The organism is Desulfosarcina sp. (genome assembly GCF_033791525.1).
Taxonomy (GTDB): Bacteria; Desulfobacterota; Desulfobacteria; order Desulfobacterales; family Desulfosarcinaceae; genus Desulfosarcina.
In genome coordinates this window covers 1-17,982 of sequence record NZ_JASJGN010000376.1, presented here as the reverse complement: position 1 = coordinate 17,982, position 17,982 = coordinate 1, and the positions used below count along the sequence as shown (strand labels likewise).

14 protein-coding genes are annotated in these 17,982 nt (G+C 56.7%); 9 read left to right on the top strand and 5 right to left on the bottom strand.

The features are described 5' to 3' along the window. Positions 1-1,541, top strand: a 1,541-nt coding sequence (locus tag QNK41_RS18510; protein ID WP_319259904.1) for a PAS domain S-box protein, incomplete at its 5' end; no start/stop codon positions are given. Continuing rightward, the gene (locus tag QNK41_RS18505) at positions 1,534-2,748 is read left to right on the top strand and encodes a hybrid sensor histidine kinase/response regulator (protein WP_319259901.1); all 1,215 of its coding nucleotides are present in this window, start codon (positions 1,534-1,536) and stop codon (positions 2,746-2,748) included. The genes QNK41_RS18510 and QNK41_RS18505, both read left to right, overlap by 8 nt. 60 nt (positions 2,749-2,808) lie before the next feature. On the opposite strand, the gene miaA is transcribed toward QNK41_RS18505, so the two are convergent. Further along, positions 2,809-3,738: a tRNA (adenosine(37)-N6)-dimethylallyltransferase MiaA gene (miaA, locus tag QNK41_RS18500; protein ID WP_319259898.1), complete on the bottom strand. Its 930-nt coding sequence runs from the start codon at positions 3,736-3,738 to the stop codon at positions 2,809-2,811. Between the two features lie 3 nt (positions 3,739-3,741). Beyond that, positions 3,742-4,209 carry a ferritin family protein gene (locus tag QNK41_RS18495; protein ID WP_319259895.1) on the bottom strand — a complete coding sequence of 156 codons (468 nt, stop codon included), beginning with the start codon at positions 4,207-4,209 and terminating at the stop codon, positions 3,742-3,744. 416 nt (positions 4,210-4,625) lie between these two features. Here QNK41_RS18495 and QNK41_RS18490 point away from each other — a divergent pair, with 416 nt between their 5' ends. After that, positions 4,626-5,627, top strand: a complete 1,002-nt coding sequence (locus tag QNK41_RS18490) for a glycine cleavage system protein H (protein ID WP_319259892.1) — start codon at positions 4,626-4,628, stop codon at positions 5,625-5,627. A gap of 4 nt (positions 5,628-5,631) precedes the next feature. After that, positions 5,632-6,546, top strand: coding sequence for a hypothetical protein (locus tag QNK41_RS18485; protein ID WP_319259889.1), 915 nt, complete (start codon positions 5,632-5,634; stop codon positions 6,544-6,546). Here the strand turns inward: QNK41_RS18485 and QNK41_RS18480 are convergent. From QNK41_RS18480 to QNK41_RS18470, 3 genes are all read right to left on the bottom strand, one after another. Continuing rightward, positions 6,536-7,093: an archaemetzincin family Zn-dependent metalloprotease gene (locus QNK41_RS18480; RefSeq protein WP_319259886.1), complete on the bottom strand. Its 558-nt coding sequence runs from the start codon at positions 7,091-7,093 to the stop codon at positions 6,536-6,538. The genes QNK41_RS18485 and QNK41_RS18480 overlap by 11 nt on opposite strands. Further along, on the bottom strand, positions 7,090-8,433 hold the full coding sequence (locus QNK41_RS18475) for a sigma-54 dependent transcriptional regulator (protein ID WP_319259884.1): 1,344 nt from the start codon (positions 8,431-8,433) through the stop codon (positions 7,090-7,092). The genes QNK41_RS18480 and QNK41_RS18475 overlap by 4 nt, the downstream gene beginning before the upstream one ends. 199 nt (positions 8,434-8,632) lie before the next feature. Next, entirely contained in the window at positions 8,633-10,204 is a 1,572-nt protein-coding gene (locus QNK41_RS18470) for a two-component system sensor histidine kinase NtrB (protein WP_319259881.1), read from the bottom strand. Positions 10,205-10,508: 304 nt separating this feature from the next. On the opposite strand from QNK41_RS18470, the gene QNK41_RS18465 reads away from it, so the two are divergent. The 5 genes from QNK41_RS18465 to QNK41_RS18445 form a co-directional block, all read left to right on the top strand. Then, positions 10,509-14,948: an FAD-dependent oxidoreductase gene (locus QNK41_RS18465; protein ID WP_319259878.1), complete on the top strand. Its 4,440-nt coding sequence runs from the start codon at positions 10,509-10,511 to the stop codon at positions 14,946-14,948. A gap of 76 nt (positions 14,949-15,024) precedes the next feature. Then, complete coding sequence (locus QNK41_RS18460; RefSeq protein ID WP_319259875.1) at positions 15,025-15,456, top strand: hydrogenase iron-sulfur subunit; 432 nt, start codon at positions 15,025-15,027, stop codon at positions 15,454-15,456. A gap of 22 nt (positions 15,457-15,478) precedes the next feature. Next, positions 15,479-16,405, top strand: a complete 927-nt coding sequence (locus QNK41_RS18455; protein ID WP_319259873.1) for a 4Fe-4S dicluster domain-containing protein — start codon at positions 15,479-15,481, stop codon at positions 16,403-16,405. 72 nt (positions 16,406-16,477) lie between these two features. After that, on the top strand, positions 16,478-17,539 hold the full coding sequence (locus QNK41_RS18450; protein ID WP_319259870.1) for a 4Fe-4S dicluster domain-containing protein: 1,062 nt from the start codon (positions 16,478-16,480) through the stop codon (positions 17,537-17,539). 24 nt (positions 17,540-17,563) lie between these two features. Further along, positions 17,564-17,982 (top strand): FAD-binding oxidoreductase (locus QNK41_RS18445; RefSeq protein WP_319259867.1); only part of this gene is annotated, 419 nt, incomplete at its 3' end.

The following is a 17,982-nucleotide window of genomic DNA, read 5'->3' as shown; positions in this document are numbered from 1 at the left end:
TGTCCGACGAGATCGCCTCCAGTCAAGATGAGCTGAATAAGCAGCGAGACGAGTACCAGAACCTGTTCGAGCGGGTTCCCTGCCTGATCACCGTCCAGGACCGCAATTACCGGATGCTGCGTTTCAACCGGGAGTTCTTCCAACGCTTTGCCCCCGAACCCGACGACTACTGCTACCATGCCTACAAAGGGAGGACGGAAAAATGCGTCTCCTGTCCGGTGGAGAAGACCTTTGCCGACGGCCTGTCCCACCAGGCCGAGGAAAGCGGTGTGGACAAGGATGGCTCCGTGAAACACTGGCTGGTGCGGACGTCACCGATCAAAAACGCCAGCGGCGACGTCGTTGCCGCCATGGAGATATCGCTAGACATCACCCAGCATAGACAGCTGGAGGTGGATCTGGAAAAATCCGAAAAGAAGTACCATGCCATCTTCAGCAACATCCCCAATCCGGTGTTCGTGCTGGATGTGAAGACGCTGCAGATCATGGACTGCAACAAAAGCGTCACCGCCGTCTACGGCTATACGGTGCAAGAAATTGCCGGCAATTCATTCATGACACTGTTCCACAAAGACGAGCGAGATCATTATGCATTCAAGATCGTCACCTGTTCGGTCATCAACCAGGCCCGCCATCTGGATCGTAACGGCAAGGGGCTATTCGTCAACATCCGCATATCGCCGTCTGAATACTCAGGCCAGCAAGTGCTCCTAGTGACCACCAGCGACATTACCAAGCGTCTGGAGACCGAACAGCAGCTCATCCAGGCCAGCAAAATGGCAACGCTAGGGGAGATGGCCACCGGCGTGGCCCACGAACTGAACCAGCCCCTCTCCGTGATCAAGACGGTGAGCAGTTTTTTCATGAAAAAGCTCAACGCATCGGAAGCCATCGCCCCGGACGTGCTAGCCACCATGCTGGACAAGGTGGACGGCAACGTGGACCGGGCCGCCAGGATCATCAACCACATGCGCCAGTTTGCCAGGAAATCGGATATGGAGATGGTCATGGTTCAGCTCAATGAAGTCTTAAAAAGCGCCTTCGAAATTTTCAGCCAGCAGCTCAAGGTGCGGGGCATCCAGGTGGTCTGGGAGATCCTTGAACCACTGCCGCGCATCCATGCCGACCCCAGCCGGTTGGAACAGGTGTTCATCAACCTGTTGCTCAATGCCCGGGATGCCATCGAATCCAGATGCGGAAACCAGCCGGCGGGTGATGCCGACGGGGAGAAGACCATCCGCCTGTGGACGGGCATCGAGGGTCGGTGGGTGGCATGCCGAGTTTGCGATACGGGCACGGGTATCCCGGATAACCTGGCAGAAAAGATCTTCGAGCCTTTTTTCACCACCAAGGAAGTGGGCAAAGGCACGGGGCTAGGGCTTTCCATCAGCTACGGCATCGTCAAGGAGTGTGGCGGAACCATCGAGGCAGTGCCCGACAAGCCCCATGGCACCTGCTTCATCCTGCGTTTCCCAATCACCGATGCAACGGATGCCACAAGCGCATCCGCTGACGGCAAGGCGGAGACTTCCCATGAATGACACCAGCGGCAAAACCATTCTAATCGTCGACGACGAACCGGATATCCGGGAGGTTCTGGCCATCTCCCTGCAAGACATGGGCTACCGCACCGTGGAGGCGGAAAACGCCGCAACGGCCTTCGACCTCTTTCAAAAAGAAAATCCCCAGATCGTGGTCACCGACATCAAGATGCCCGGGGGTGACGGCATCGGACTGCTGCGAAAAATCAAGCACGAAAATATGGAAACCGAAGTGATCATGATTACCGGCCACGGGGACATGGATCTGGCCATCCGAAGCCTGAAATACGAAGCCACCGATTTTATTACCAAACCCATCAATGTGGACGCCCTGGAAATCGCCCTGCGCCGGGCTCGGGAAAAGATCGCCATGCGACGGAAGCTGCAGGACTACACCCAGAGCCTTGAGCAGCTGGTAAAAGAGAAGACCGAGCTCCAGGATCACCTGGCCTCCCTGGGCCTGATGATCGGGTCCGTCTCCCACGGCATGAAGGGGCTGCTCACCAGCCTGGACGGCGGTCTCTACCTGGTGTCATCCGGGTTGAACAAAAAAGACTTCAAGCGGGTGGAAGAGGGCTGCCAGGCCGCCCAGGAGACGGTCCAACGCATCCGCAAGATGGTGCTGGATATCCTTTATTATGCCAAGGAACGGGAACTGAATCGAGCTCCGGTCCGGATCGCCGATTTTGTCGAGGATCTGGTCCGGGTCATCCAGCCTCGCATTGACGGATGCGGCATCCGGCTGGCTTGTCATATTGACAGAACCGCAGGCACCATGCAAGTGGACGCCGATTACCTGCAGGCAGCCCTGGTCAACATCCTGGAAAATGCCGTGGACGCCTGTCTAAAAGACCACCGCATGCCGACACACCAGATCGATTTAAGCATCACCGAACCGGGCGATGAAATCGTTTTTTGCATTGCCGACGACGGCATCGGCATGGACAGGGATATTTGCGACCGGGTTTTTAGCCTCTTTTACTCGACCAAGGGGAGAAGGGGTACCGGTCTGGGATTGTTTATCGCCAATCGTGTCATCGGCCAGCACGGCGGCACGATTACGGTGGCCAGCAAACCGGGCGAAGGGTCTCTCTTCAGGGTCCGAATTCCCAAACACCAAGTTGAAATGAACCCTGAACCCACCCTGCCCATAATTGAAAACAATCAAAACGCGGTTAAAGAATCCGGGCCCAGCGGTCCCGTCTGACGAATAAACATCAAACCACGGGTCATCTGGCCGGCGAGCTGAAGATGGCGTCGATACCTTTCATGAAAGGAATGCGCGGATCCGGTCAGCCGCCGGCGCCGTCTGATTCGGGGTCAACCAGTGGACCGACTGGCGGGCACCGAACCAGGTCAACTGGCGTTTCGCGTAGCGACGGTGGTCCCGCTTCAACATCGTCACCGCCTCCGCCAGGCTGGTATCACCGCCGACCACCGCAGACAGGTGCCGATATCCAAGGCTCTGCATGGATCTGAGTTCACTGCCGTAGCCCCTGGCCATCAACTGCCGCACCTCATCCAGAAAACCCTGGGCCATCATGAGATCAACCCGCCGGTTGATTCGATCGTAGAGCACCGGACGGGGCCAGCCGAGACCCAATTCCAGAGTGTTGTAGCGCTGTTCCCGGAACCCGTGGCGCTGGTGAAAAACAGTTATGGATTCGCCGGTAACCTCGAACACCTCCAGTGCCCGGATGAGGCGATAGGTATCATTGGAATGGATCCTTTCGGCGGCGAGGGGGTCAATTTCCCGCAGGCGCCGGGCAAGAGCAGCAGTCCCCTCGGATTCGGCCTGCTGCTTCAGGCGCCGGCAAACCGCCGGATCCGATGGGCCTTTCTCGAAAAGACCGTGAATCAGCGCCTTGATGTAAAAACCGGTCCCCCCCACGACAAAGACGATCCGCCCCCGAGCCATCGCCTGCCGAACAACTCCTCCGGCCATGTCGGCATAGGCAGCGGCATCGAAATCTTCGTTCGGGTCCACGATGTCGATCATGTGGTGGGGAACCGCCGCACGCTCCGCCGAAGTCGGTTTGGCCGTACCGATATCCATATGGCGGTAGATCTGCATGGAGTCGGCACCGATGATCTCGGCGTTGAACTGCCGGGCCAACTTGATGGCAAAGCCGGTCTTACCCGACCCGGTGGGTCCGCAAACAACGATAAGCTTGTATTTGGGCGAAGGCTGAACCAACGATCAGTCACCCATCTTGGCCATGTAGTCGTCATACATGGTTTCCAGCGCGAGCTTATGCTTGGCCTCCTCTTGGCAAAGCATCTTGAAGAGCTTTTTGGCGCCGTCGCTCTCCGCTTTGTCCTGCAGTTGGTTGTAAAGCATGAGTGCCGCCTCTTCACGCTTCATCGCCAGCATGAGCAGTTCATTGTAGGCCATGCCCGGTTTGTATTCCACGGCGTCCACATAATCGCTGCGCTTGATGTCGACTATCCAATTAAACCGGTAATCGTCGAGTTTGTCGACGACACCGGTTGCCAGGTAATCTTCCAGCATCTTCTGGTGCTTGCGCTCCTCGGTGGCAAACTCCTTGAGCATCTGCTTCTTGCCGGACATCATTTCGGATTCGCTGTTTTCTTCGTAAAAATTCGCGGCTTCCTTCTCATTTTCAATGGCGAAAGCGATTAGTGCTTCCAGGTTTTGAAAATCCATCTGGTATTGTCCTCTCTTTCCTCTCAAATTGTTAGGCCCTCATGGACCGAATCAATATCATGGTTCCCGGCTGTAGGAATTTCCGACTCGGGGTGTAGAAAAATCCTACATCCTTATAGTTATCTGTAATTATTTATTATTCTGCCTATTCAAGCTCCAGGGTGTGTTTTTGCCTTGTGGCCTTGTTGGAAATTACTACACTTCCCCCGGTTCTTGTTGCAATAAACGCCGCCATATATATTTTTTAACTTTTAAATCAATATGTTATAAATATGGCACGTTGTTTGCTTTGTCATGGACCAACAAGACAGGCAACCCATGTGGCGCGGTTTTACCACACCCGGTTGATCCGAATCAAGACAACCCGTTAACACAAGATCAAGCATATACAAAATAACCAGCAAAGGAGAGCAAAAATGACTAAAAAAGGTAACGGACATCCAAGAAGCCACATCGGTTACGGATCGTCTTATCATCGCGGGGATCGCCATGAAATAGGACAGGAATCCGGGATCGGGTCCGTGCTCGGGGGCCAGGTATGGGTGATCAAACCTGATAAAAAGGCCCAGGCCGACAATCCCTGTCTGTGGATGCAGGCCGGGGCGGTCAAGTACAAAAGCTGCAACAATTTTTACGATTGCACCACTTGCAAGTATGACCACGCCCTGCGGGCCAAGGTTTCCCAAGGTAAACAGATCAGTTGGCAGGACGCCATGCGTCGGCAGCCGGCGCTGGATCGCATCTGCCGGCACAGTCTGACCCGACGGATCGCCAATCGCGCTTGCGCCTATGACTTTCGCTGTGACAAATGCGACTTCGACCAATATTTTGAAGATGTTCTTGCCGCCAAAACCAAAAGCATGCCAACCATCGTAGAAACGGTCAAGGGCTTCGATGTTCCCCGTCACTATCATTTCCACAATGGCCACACCTGGGCGCGGATTGAAAGTGGCGGCTGTTTGCGCATCGGGTTGGATGATTTTTCCCTGAAGGTCTTCGGCCAGGCCGATGGGTTCGAGTTGCCCCTCATGGGCAAGGAACTGAACCATGACCAGATCGCCTGGGGACTGAAAAGGCGCGATCATCTGGCGGATGTGCGTGCTCCTGTCGACGGGGTCATCATGGAAGTCAATACCCGGGTGATGGAAAATCCCGGACTGGCCAACCGTGAGCCCTATGGAGATGGGTGGCTGTTTGTGGTGCGGACCCCGGACGTCAAATCGGCGGCCAAACGGCTGATGAGCGATGCGGCCAGTGTCGACTGGATCAACGGCGAAGTGGGTGTTCTGGAAGAGATGGTAACCGAGGTCGCCGGCCCTCTGGCCGCTGACGGCGGTACCTTCGGGCCGGACCTCTACGGCAACCTGCCCGGCCTGGACTGGCAAAAATTGACCCAAGCATTCTTGAAAACGGGTTGAGACCATGACAAACCAACAGCGCACACTACCATCCGGCCCCTGCATCTGGATGCAGGCCGGTGTGGTAAAAACCAAAATGTGCCGCAGGGCCTTCGATTGCACCGGCTGCCGGTTCGACAAAGCCCTGCGTCACCTGGCAGAGGAAAACCACGAGCGATCGTCAGCAGGCGCAGCGGTTCCCGGCCGGCGTGGGCGTATTGTTTACTGGGCCGACAAACTCAGGGCGTTGCCCGCCAAGCGGCGCCCCTGCCTGCATCATCTCAAGGGCCGCATTGGCTTTCGTGCCTGCACCAACGACTACTTGTGCAGCAACTGTGAGTTCGACCAGTATTTCCAGGATGAATACACGGTCCACGCGGTGCTCAAACCCGTCGGTATGAAAGACGTACAGGGCATCAAGATTCCCCAGGGGATCTATCTTCACCGGGGTCATACGTGGGTGGGAATGGCCTCCGGCGGCCAGGTCCGTATCGGGCTCGACGCCTTTGCCGCCAGACTACTGGGGCCGATGGACCGCATCGACCTGCCGCTGATGGGCAAACCGTTGCAGCGCGATCAGGTGGGTATACGCATGAATCGCGGCGATCTTAAAACCGGCCTGCTGGCGCCGGTCAGCGGTGTGGTCACGGCCTTCAATCCCAAGATAAGCAGCGATCCTGCGGTGTTGCCGGCCGATCCCTACGGGAATGGCTGGCTGCTGATGGTTCAGCCGGATCGCCTGCGTGAAGAGCTGCCCACCTTGCAGATGGGCACCGAGGCCACGGCTTTTATCGAAACCGAAATCGAGCACCTGTACCAGGCCGTCGAAACCCACCTGGGGCCGCTGGCGGCAGACGGCGGAAATCTTGCCGATGACATCCTTGGGCAATTACCTCCGACCTGCTGGGCGGAGATGGCCCGGCAATTTCTTAAGAACTGACAACCTTCAAATAGTCCTTGAGCAGCACCTGGCAATAACGGCACAACTGGTTGGTCTTTCCATCCACATCCTTGATGCTGCGGCAGTAGTGCATCAGGCACTGGTGATCCTTGCAGTGGCGCAGGTCAAAGGTATGCCCCAGTTCATGGGCTGCTTCTTTGGTGATGCGCTCAAGATAAAGGGTCCGCTGCCCGACCGGGGAGATCCCGCCGGCCAGACGACAGGTGGAGACAATCGCGCTGGTGCCCCCCAACTGGGCCTCTCCATACACATGGGTAAGAATGGGGATAAAAAGATCGTTGTGGGTCAGCGCGATGACCTTGAACGCATCGGTGGGGGAATTTTCGGACAGTTTGGTAAGAATCGCGGTCGAGTGAAACTGCCTGCGCTCTGCGTTCCAGGCAAAATCGATATCGTCGAGCAGCGTTTCAATGCGGCATGACATGCCGAAAATCTGCGGAACCATTTGTTCAACGGCAGATAGAATGTCGGCGTCGAATGTACCGACGGGAGCAATCAGAATTGTCTCTTCGGGAATGGCTGTCAAGATGGGCTCTGCAGCTCGTAGCGTTTGATCTTACTATATAAGGTGGATCGATCGATCCCCAGAATTTTCGCACAAATCGAAATGTTCCAGGCGTTTTCCGTGAGTACCTGCAAAATATGGCTCTTTTCCATGGCTTTAAGGCTATGGTCAAAGGGTCTGTTGATGTCCGGTACGCAGACAATCGGCAGATCATTGAGCATCACCTGAGCGCCTTTGCCAACCACCACGGCTCTTTCGATGGCGTTCTCCAACTCTCGGATATTCCCGGGCCAGTCAAAAAGCATCATTTCATCCATGGCCTCCCGGGAAACCTTTCGAATCGGTTTGTTGGTTTCCTGGGCGAAGCGATGCAGGAAGTGGTCGCAAAGCAGGGGGATATCTTCCTTGCGATCGCGCAGGGGCGGCATGGCAAAAGCGATGACGTTGAGGCGGTAAAATAGGTCTTCGCGAAAAGCACCGGCGGCGATGGCCTTCTTCAGATCTCGATTAGTGGCGGCAATCACCCGAAAATCGGCTTCCAGGGGTTGGGTTCCCCCCACCCGGTAAAACACACGGTCCTCCAGCACGCGCAGCAGGTCGATCTGCATGCGCATGCCGATCTCGCCGATCTCATCCAAAAGCAAGGTGCCGCCGTTGGCCATTTCCAGGCGGCCCTTTTTGGTTTCACGCGCGTCGGTGAAGGCACCTTTCTGATGACCGAACAATTCGCTCTCCATCAGGTGCTCGGGTATGGCCCCGCAATTGACGGCCACAAAGGGTCCCTGGCAGCGCTTGCTGTGGGTGTGGATCGCCTTGGCGGCCAGCCCCTTGCCGGTGCCGGTTTCGCCGGTGATTAAAATGGTGGAGTCCATGGGGGCCACATCCTGGATGAGATCGAACACCTCCTGCATGGCCGGGGATTGACCGATCATGCTTTCGAAGCGAGTGCGCTCTTTCACCTGTTCGCGCAGGTACAGATTCTCTTTGGCCTGGGCCTGCTGGGCGATGATCTTTTCGATCAGCACCCCGATCTCTTCCGGATCGAAGGGCTTGAGCAAATATTCCACGGCCCCGCGCTTCATGGCTTCGATGGCCGTCGAGATGGAACCGTAGGCCGTAATCATCACAACCGCCGTATCGAGATCGCGCTCGTTGACCGCCTTGAGAACGTCCAACCCGCTTAGCCCATCCATCTTGATATCCACCAGCATGATATCGTAATGGGCAGCGGCGATATTTTCCAGGGCCTTTTCCCCACTGGCAGCGGTCTCCACATGATGACCGTCACGTTCCAGCCACCCGGCCAGTGATTCTCGGATGATCAACTCGTCGTCCACCACCATGATCCGGGTTTTGCTCATTTTTCCTCCGCATTGAACCCTCCCCGCGGCTAAGCCGCGGGGAATGTTCTGCCTATAACGGCAGTGCTGCGCAGCACCGTTAGGATAAAAAATCGATTTTCAGTTCGCTCGCCAACCCCGCCGCCCCGATGCTCGGGATCTCTGCTTCACTCCGACAAGCAGCGGGGAATGCGCTCGCTACCGCGGTTCAGTTTCGGTTTCAGTTCCGCACGGCATCGGCCGTTTCGGCTGATTGTTTTTCCGGTGACAGCGGCAGCCGAATCGTAAAGGTCGCGCCCTTGCCCGGCAAGGTATCTACCGAGATGCTGCCGTTATGCGCCTCGATAATACCGTATACGACACTGAGTCCCAACCCGACCCCCTTGCCTTTTTTTTTGGTCGTATAAAAGGGTTCGAACAGCTTGCCCAGATGCTCCTGTGAAATCCCGACGCCGTCATCGTCAAATGAGATGTAGATCGCATTCGCCGCATCGCCGCACCAGGTTTTCACGACCAGCCTGCCGCCACCCTTGCTCTCCATGGCTTCGGCGGCATTGGACACCATGTTCATGAACACCTGCTGCAATTGATCGGCGGACCCCACCACCTGCGGCAACGCGGGATCCAGTTCTTTGCAGATCTTGACGCTGTGGATCTTGAGCAAGTTCTCGTTGAGCACGATGGTTTTTTCAATGAGCCGGTTGACATCCTGTGTGCCCAATTCCATTTTGGACTGCCGGGAAAAGGTCAACAGATTGGAGACAATCCGGCTGATCCGACGGGTTTCGGCCTCCATCAGCGTCAGGTAACGGTCAAAAGAATCCAGCCCCCGGGTAGCGTCTGTCTCTTCCTTCAAAATCCGTCTCATCAGCAAGATAAAGTTTAAAATGCCGGCAATGGGGTTATTGATCTCATGGACCACCGAGGCGGATAGCTTGCCCAAAGAGGCCATCTTATCCTGGTGGAGCAGTTTGGCGTGGGTCTCCTGCAATTGGCGTGTGCGCTCCTCAACCATCTGCTCCAGGCGTCGGCGGTTTTCCCCCTCCTTTACCATGTGTTCGGTAAAATCGTGGCTGATCTCCAGGAACTGGGAAATTTTACCGTCTTTTTCCCAAAGCGGGTGAATGGTAACTTCCATGTAATGCGTTTTTCCGTGGGGGTCTGTACGGGTGCGAATCGTTTTGGCGGTTTGGCGGTTTCGTATTACGGTATTGAGCGGGCACCCGCTCTGCTGGCCATAGCAGGATTGGTTGGTCTGGTGGTAAATTTCGAAACACTTCTTACCCACGACCTCCGCTTTGCTATAGCCCATCTGTCTTAAAAATGCCTCGTTGGCATCCACGATTTTCTGATCCGGCGTTATCACCAGAATCAAATCCTGAATACCGTTAAGGATGGTCTGCATCTCTTCGGTTCGTTGCTGGAGCACTCTTTCTCTGGATTTGAACGCTTTCCAGAACAGATCGAACGCCTGGTGGGCAAGCACCCGCAGATGATCGGGTTTGGTTTCCAGTATCTGGCGCAACAAGTTGGGATCGGGGTCGAGCAGCATAAACAGATGCACATGGTAGCCGGGTTCATATAGCTTGCGAAAATTTGAAACGGTGGTCAGGCCCTTTCGGCGAGCCAGCGCCACCCCGGGTGCCGCGCTGTCGCTTTCGGCCACGGCCACGATTCTGGAGTTGACCTGATCCTGTAAAAAGTCGACGGTGGTCATCTCCAAAACTTCTCTGCAGCGTTCACCACCGCCGATAAGGGCGATATTGACTACCGATGGATTATCATTGGCCATCAGGCGTGTCTCCTGTTTCCAAGTGATAGAAGCAGATCAGAAATAGATCGGCGGGAACATGTGTGCAGGATTTAGCATGGGGATAAGCGATGGATCAATGTTTTTTACTTGATTCAAATCAATTTTTTGGGCATATTCGCATAATTGAAAGAAACGAAGCCGAATTTTATTGACAAGGCCATCATGTCCATATAGTTAGGTTTGTCAATCAAAATATACACCACTTACTATTTTTTTCTTAATTGTTTAGAAGAGTTAAAGAATTATCATCATGCGTTTCAAGCGCGATCGGGAGAACAAAACAATGACGAAGAACGCAATTGGTTCTGTTCTGGTTGTGGGTGGCGGCATCTCCGGCATGCAGGCCGCGTTGGATTTGGCCGATTCGGGATACCTGGTTCATGTGGTTGAAAAATCCCCGGCCATCGGCGGGGTAATGAGCGAACTGGACAAGACGTTTCCCACCAACGACTGTGCCATGTGAATTATCTCCCCGAAACTGGTCGAGTTCGGCCGGCATCTGAACATCAACCTGATCACCTGCGCAGAAGTCAAAGAGATTCAGGGCGTCGACGGTAATTTCAGCGTCACCATCGATAAAGGCCCCCGTTTCATCGACCCGGCCAAATGCACCTCATGCGGGGATTGCGCCGAGGTGTGCCCGGTCTCCCTGCCCGACGAATACAACCAGGGACTCAATGATCGCAAGGCGACCTACAAGCGCTACCCCCAGGCCATTCCTGGTGCATTTGCCATCCAGAAGGTCGGCAAGGCTCCCTGTCACCTGGCCTGTCCGGCCGGACTCAATGTTCAGGGTTACGTGCAGATGGTGGGCCAGGGCAAGTACAAAGAAGCCCTGAAGATCATCATGGAGGATCTGCCCCTGCCCGGCGTGCTGGGACGCATCTGCCCCCACGGCTGCGAAGACGCCTGCCGCCGCTGTGAGGTGGATCAGCCGGTCGCCATCCGTGATTTGAAGCGCCTGGCCGCCGATCAGTTCGATCCCCGCGACATCGAGATTCCCAGGGCTGCCCCGAGAGATGAACAGGTAGCCATTATCGGTTCGGGCCCAGCGGGTCTGTCCGCGGCCTATCAACTGGCCCGCAAGGGCATCAAATCCACGATTTTCGAGGCCCTGCCCAAAGCCGGCGGCATGCTGCGCGTGGGCATCCCTGATCATCGGCTGCCGCCTGAGGTCCTGGATCGTGAAATCGAGCTGATCACCAACATGGGCGTTGAATTGAAAACCAACACGCCGCTGGGCCCCGACCTGACCGTGGACAACCTTTTAGAGCATGGCTTCAAGGCGGTCTTCCTGGCCCTGGGCGCCCACAAGGGGATCACTCTGGGTGTTCCCGGTGAACAGGCCGATGGCGTTCGTCAGGGCGTCGATTTTCTGCGCGAAGTGAACCTTTCCGGCACTGCACCGGTGGGTAAACAAGTGGCCATCGTCGGCGGCGGCAACGTGGCCATCGACGTGGCCCGCTCGGCCGTTCGCCTGGGTGCCCAAAGCGTTCAGATCATCTATCGCCGTACCCGGGCGGAAATGCCGGCCTGGGAAGAAGAGATCCGGGCCGCGGAAACCGAAGGCGTCTCCCTGACCTATCTGTCCGCCCCCCAGGAGATCCTGACCACCGACGGCAAGGTAACCGGCCTGCGTTGCATCCGCATGGAATTGGGCCAACCGGACTCCTCCGGACGCCGTCGGCCCGTGCCGATCCCGGGCAGCGAATACGACCTCGACATCGACCAGCTGATCCCGGCCATCGGTCAACGGCCGGACTTGTCCGCCATCGAAGAGGTCGAAGGATTGGATTTCAGCCGCTGGAGCACCACCGAGGTGGATCCCATCACTTACGCCACCGGAAGGCAAAGCGTTTTTGCCGGCGGCGACCTGCAGACCGGTCCCTGGGTGGCCATTGGTGCCGTCGCTGCCGGCAAGGAAGCGGCCGAGTCCATCGTGCGCTACCTGGACGGTGTCGACATGGCAGCCGGTCGCGAGCCCATCGAACGTGGCGAACCGAACTACCGCCCGATTCCCGCCGACGAAGCGGTGGCGGCACGCTCCAAAATGCCGGAATTGCCACCCAAGGCACGCCAGGGAAATTTCAAGGAGGTGGAACAGGGTCTTGCCGAAACAGAGGGTCAGGCCGAAGCCCACCGCTGCCTGAACTGCGGCTACTGCTGCGAATGCTACCAGTGCGTGGATGCCTGCGGCGCCGGTGCGGTGACTCTGGAAACCCATCAGGAACAACGTGAGCTGCTGAATCTTGAAGTGGGTTCGGTGATCCTGGCCCCCGGCTTTAATCCCTACGATCCGTCCAAACTGGATTTTTACGGATATGGCAAGTATCCCAACGTGATCACTTCCATGCAGTTCGAACGGCTATTGTCCGCCTCCGGCCCCACCGAAGGGCATGTGGCCCGGCCCTCGGACCATAAAGATCCCAAGAAGATTGCCTGGTTTCAGTGTGTCGGCTCCCGCGATCAGAACCGCTGCAACAATGAGTACTGCTCTTCGGTGTGCTGCATGTACGCCATCAAGGAGGCCGTCATCGCCAAGGAGCACGCCGGCGATGAATTGGATTGCGCGGTCTTTTTCATGGACATGCGAACCTACGGCAAAGACTTCGAACGCTACTACGAAGGGGCTAAATCCCAGGGCATCCGCTTCTTGCGATCCAAGGTGCATACCATCGATCCCGTACCGGGCAGTGACGACCTGTCGATCCGTTATGTGACCGAAAGTGGTGAGATGCATACGGAAGTATTTGACATGGTGGTCCTCTCCGTGGGGCTGGAAACCTCCCCCGAGGTGGTCGCCATGGCCGAGTCGATGGGTGTGGGCCTCACACCGGGCAACTTCTGCAAGACCAGCACCTTTGAACCGGTGAGCACCAGCCGTGCCGGCGTTTATGTCTGCGGCGCGTTCCAGGGCCCCAAGGACATCCCCCAGGCCATCGTGGATGCCAGTGCCTCGGCGGCAGCCGCGGGTGAACGGCTCAGTTTGGCGAGAAATACCCTGATCCGCACGGCCGAAGTGATTCCCGAAACCAATGTGACCGGCGATCGTCCCCGGGTAGGCGTCTTTGTGTGCAAATGCGGGATCAATATTGCCGGGGTGGTGGACGTGCCGGCGGTTCGTGATTTTTCGGCGACCCTGCCCTTTGTGGAATACGTTACCGACAACATGTACTCCTGTTCCCAGGACACCCAGGAGAGCATGACCGACATCATCCGCGAAAAACAGCTCAATCGGGTCGTGGTGGCGGCCTGTACGCCCAAAACCCACGAGCCGCTGTTTCAGGAGACCCTGATCAATGCGGGCCTGAACAAATACCTGTTCGAGATGGTCAACATCCGCAACCAGGACTCCTGGGTCCACAAAAACAATCCCGACATCGCTACCGAAAAAGCCAAGGATCTGGTCCGCATGGCCATCAACAAGGTCGCGCTGAAAGAGCCGCTGGCCGAAACCGAACTCACCGTCGGCCAGTCCACCCTTGTCATCGGTGGTGGCATCGCCGGCATGACGGCCGCCTTGAGCCTGGCCCGCCAGGGATATGACACCCATCTGGTGGAACGTACCGACCAACTGGGGGGGCAGGCCAACAGCCTCTACCGGACGTGGAAGGGAGAAGACATTCAGGCCCATCTGGCCGAACTGGTCGCCCGGGTGAACGCCGAAGAGCGGCTACAAGTGCACCTGGATACCCAACTGGCCAGCGTGGACGGGTTTGTGGGAAACTTCAAGACGGTCCTTAAAAACAAAACCGCAGAAACCACCATTGAACATGGCGTGACGATCGTGGCCACCGGTGCCAGCGAATCCGAGCCCAGTGAATACCTTTACGGCAAAGACCCGCGGGTGCTGACCAGCCTGGAGTTGGATCGCAAGCTGGTAGCCGACGATGCCATGCTCGATGAGATCGACTCAGCGGTGTTCATTCAGTGCGTGGGTTCCCGTGAACCCCAGCGCCCCTACTGTTCGCGGGTCTGCTGCACCCATTCCATCGAAAGCGCCCTGGCCATCAAGATACGCAATCCGGAGGCCAATGTCTACATCCTCTACCGCGACATCCGTACCTATGGTGAGCGGGAAACGCTGTATAAAAAAGCGCGTGAGGCCGGTGTAATCTTCATCCGCTACGCACTGGAAAACAAGCCCGAGGTGGTGCGCGATGGGAAACGACTGGCGGTGGGTGTCACCGACCATATACTGGGCCGGCCCATGGAAATCACCACGGATCTGGTGACGCTGGCCGCGGCCATTGTGCCTTACGCCGATGAACAGCTCGCCCAGTTTTTCAAAATCCCGCTTAACGACGACGGCTTTTTCGTTGAGAAACACGCCAAGCTCGGACCGTGTGAATTTGCCACCGACGGCGTTTTCCTGTGCGGGTTGGCCCATTACCCCAAATCCATCGATGAGGCCATCTCCCAGGGCAAGGCGGCGGCATCGCGGGCCATCACCCTGCTGGCCCAGGAAAATATCTTTACCAGTGGCGAAGTGGCCGAGACCGAACCTGCCATCTGCAGCAGTTGCGGGGTCTGCGTCTCCATCTGCCCCTACTCGGCACCATCGTTTATCGACGCCGACGCCCGCATGCATGCCGGAAAGGCCCAAATCAATCCAGCCCTTTGCAAGGGATGCGGCCTGTGCGTGGCCTCGTGCCGGTCGGGCGCCATCCACCTCAAGGGGTTCGACAACAACCAGATTTTTGCCATGCTCGATGCCATCTAATTGAAAACGGGTCGGTGACAAAATGGGCGGAAGCCGCCTGCCGTTGCCGGCCGGGCCTGAATGAAGGAGAAACTAAATGTCTGAATGGGAACCGAAAATTGTGGCCTTTCTGTGCAACTGGTGCAGCTATGGCGCAGCGGATCTGGCCGGTGTCAGCCGGATGCAGTATCCACCCAATATCCGGGTCATCCGCATCCCCTGTACCGGTCGCATGAGCCCGAAATTCGCACTGGCCGCGCTGCGAAACGGCGCCGACGGGGTGTGGGTCAGCGGGTGACATCCCGGCGACTGCCATTACCTGGAAGGTAATTACTACGCCCGACGAAAGTTTGTTCTGTTTAGCAACCTCATGGAGTACATGGGTATCGAACGCGATCGCCTTCACATGTCATGGGTGTCTTCGGCCGAAGCCACCAAATTCATTGATGTGGTGACCCGGGTGACAGAAGCGGTCCGCGCCTTGGGGCCCAACCAACACTATGTAAAACAAAAGGCCAAGGTAGCTTGATATGTTAGGATACACCGAGAAAATGAGGGACATTGCCGGTCGTCTTCTTAAAGAATGCACCGTGGACATGGTCATCGGCTTCCGCAAGGGAACCATGCCCATGATGAACGAACCCTGCTTTGTCACCAAGCCCGAAGATGTCCAGTGGTTGGTATGGGACAGCAACTGCGGCATAAACCTGGCGAACTACCTGACCAACCGCAAGGAAAAGATCGCTGTTTTCGCCAAAGGCTGCGATTCACGAAACATCGTCACCCACATCATCGAAAACAAGATCAAGCGCGATCAGGTCACCATCATCGGTGTCCCCTGCACTGGAATGATCGATAAACGCAAGATCACCGGCCTGGTGACGGGTGAGATCCTGGAAGTTTCCGAAACCGAAAACACCATCAAGGTCAAGACTGCCGATGCGGAGACCCTGTTGGACAAAAACGAGGTGCTGCAGCAGAACTGCGCGCTGTGCGTCCACCGCAATCCGGTGATCTTTGATGAAATGGTGGCCGAACCGGTGGAGGAACAGACCGACATCGATCGCAATGCCGACATCCGTAAGATCGAGGAGATGGACAGCGAGGAGAAATGGCAGTTTTTCGAGGATCTCCTGCGACCGTGCATCCGCTGCTACGCCTGTCGCAATGCCTGTCCGCTGTGCTACTGTCCGACCTGTTTCGTGGATGAAGCCAAACCCCAGTGGGTAGGCAAGGGCCAAGACCCTGTGGATGTACGGACGTTTCATTTCTTGCGGGCCTACCATTGCGCAGGTCGTTGCACCGACTGTGGTGCCTGCGAGCGCGCCTGTCCGGTGGGCATCAACATGCGCCTGCTCACGCGCAAGCTGGAAAAAGACTGCCAGGACCAGTTCGGATGGGAAGCCGGGCTTTCCCTGGATCAGCCTCCGGCACTGGTTGCTTACCAAGCCAATGATCCGGATGCCTTTATCAAGTAGATGAAGACCCGGGTCGCGGGGAATGTCGTTTCCCCGTCTGCAACTTCCTTTAAGGCTATAAAGGTTATCGCTATGACGCTCGTTAAAATCGAAAAGAAAAACTGGGCCGAGGGATTGACGGCTGCCGCCGATGCCTACCGCCTGTTCGGGCCGGTCAAGGAGAAGGACTACCACCAGTTCAAGGAGCTGGAAAAGGGTGAAATGCCGGATTTTGAAATGGTCAATACCCGCCTGTCGCCCAAGGCGCTGCTGTTTCCCCAATCCGAAGAGATGCTCGAATACTCTTTAGACGAGTCCCAGGACGATCACCACATCATGAAAGAGATTGCCAGGGACGACACGCCCCGCGCCGTGGTCGGCATCCGGCCCTGCGATGCCAAATCGACCCTGCTGGTGAAGCTGAACTTCGACACACCGGACGTGAAGGACCCTTACTGGCTAAACGCCTACCGGGCAGCCACCTTCATTGGCATGGCCTGCGACACGCCCCTGTCCACCTGTTTTTGCACCACTGCCGGCTGCGGGCCCTACCATGAGGAGGGGCTGGACATGCTGGTCATGGAACAGGGTGACGCCTACCTGGCCAAGATTCTCTCGGACAAGGGCAAGGCCTTTGCCGATGCCGCCGGCTGGCAGGCGGCATCCGATGATGCGGCGGCCTTCGAAGCCGGCAGGCAAGCGGCGGAGGACCGCATCGTGTCGACCGTCAAGACCGATAACCTGGCCGAGACTGATCTTCTGGAACTTCACGGTGCACCCTTCTGGGAAGACATCGCTTTTTCCTGTATCAACTGCGGCACGTGTACGTTCTCCTGCCCCACCTGCTGGTGTTTCGACATTCAGGACGAGGTTCACGGCAAGTCCGGTGTGCGCATGAAAAACTGGGACAGCTGCATGTTCCCCATCTTCACCGCCCACACCACCGGGCACAATCCTCGGGACACCAAAACCCAGCGGGTCCGCCAGCGCTTCATGCACAAGCTCAAATACTTCGTGGACAAGTACGAAGCGGGCATCATGTGTGTGGGCTGCGGCCGGTGCGTTCGCCAGTGCCCGGTAAATATCGATATCCGCCGGGTGTGCGAACAGATGAACAGCTTCAAACCTGCAGACGCCTGCGCTGTAGAGGGTTAATAATTCCCATGGAGGAAGGAACACGTGCAAAATCCATATTTACCCTATCCGGTCCGCATTGACGACATCACTGTCGAGGCCGAAGACAAGAGCCTGAAAACGTTCAAATTCGTCTTCCTCAACGAAGGCGACGAAGAGAAGTTCGCCTACCAGGCCGGCCAGTTTGCCGAACTGTCCATTCCCGGCAAGGGGGAAATCCCCATCGGCATCGCCTCATCCCCTGTTGAGAAAGGGTTCGTCAAATTCACCGTCAACCGGGCCGGCGTGGTCACCACCCATCTTCACAACATGAAGGTCGGGGATATCATGGGCCTGCGGGGACCACTGGGCAACTGGTACCCCTGGGAAGGTCTGGAGGGCAAGAACGTCCTCATCGTGGGCGGTGGATTTGCCTTCACCACCCTTCGCTCATCCATCGTCTATATGCTGGATCCGCCCAACCG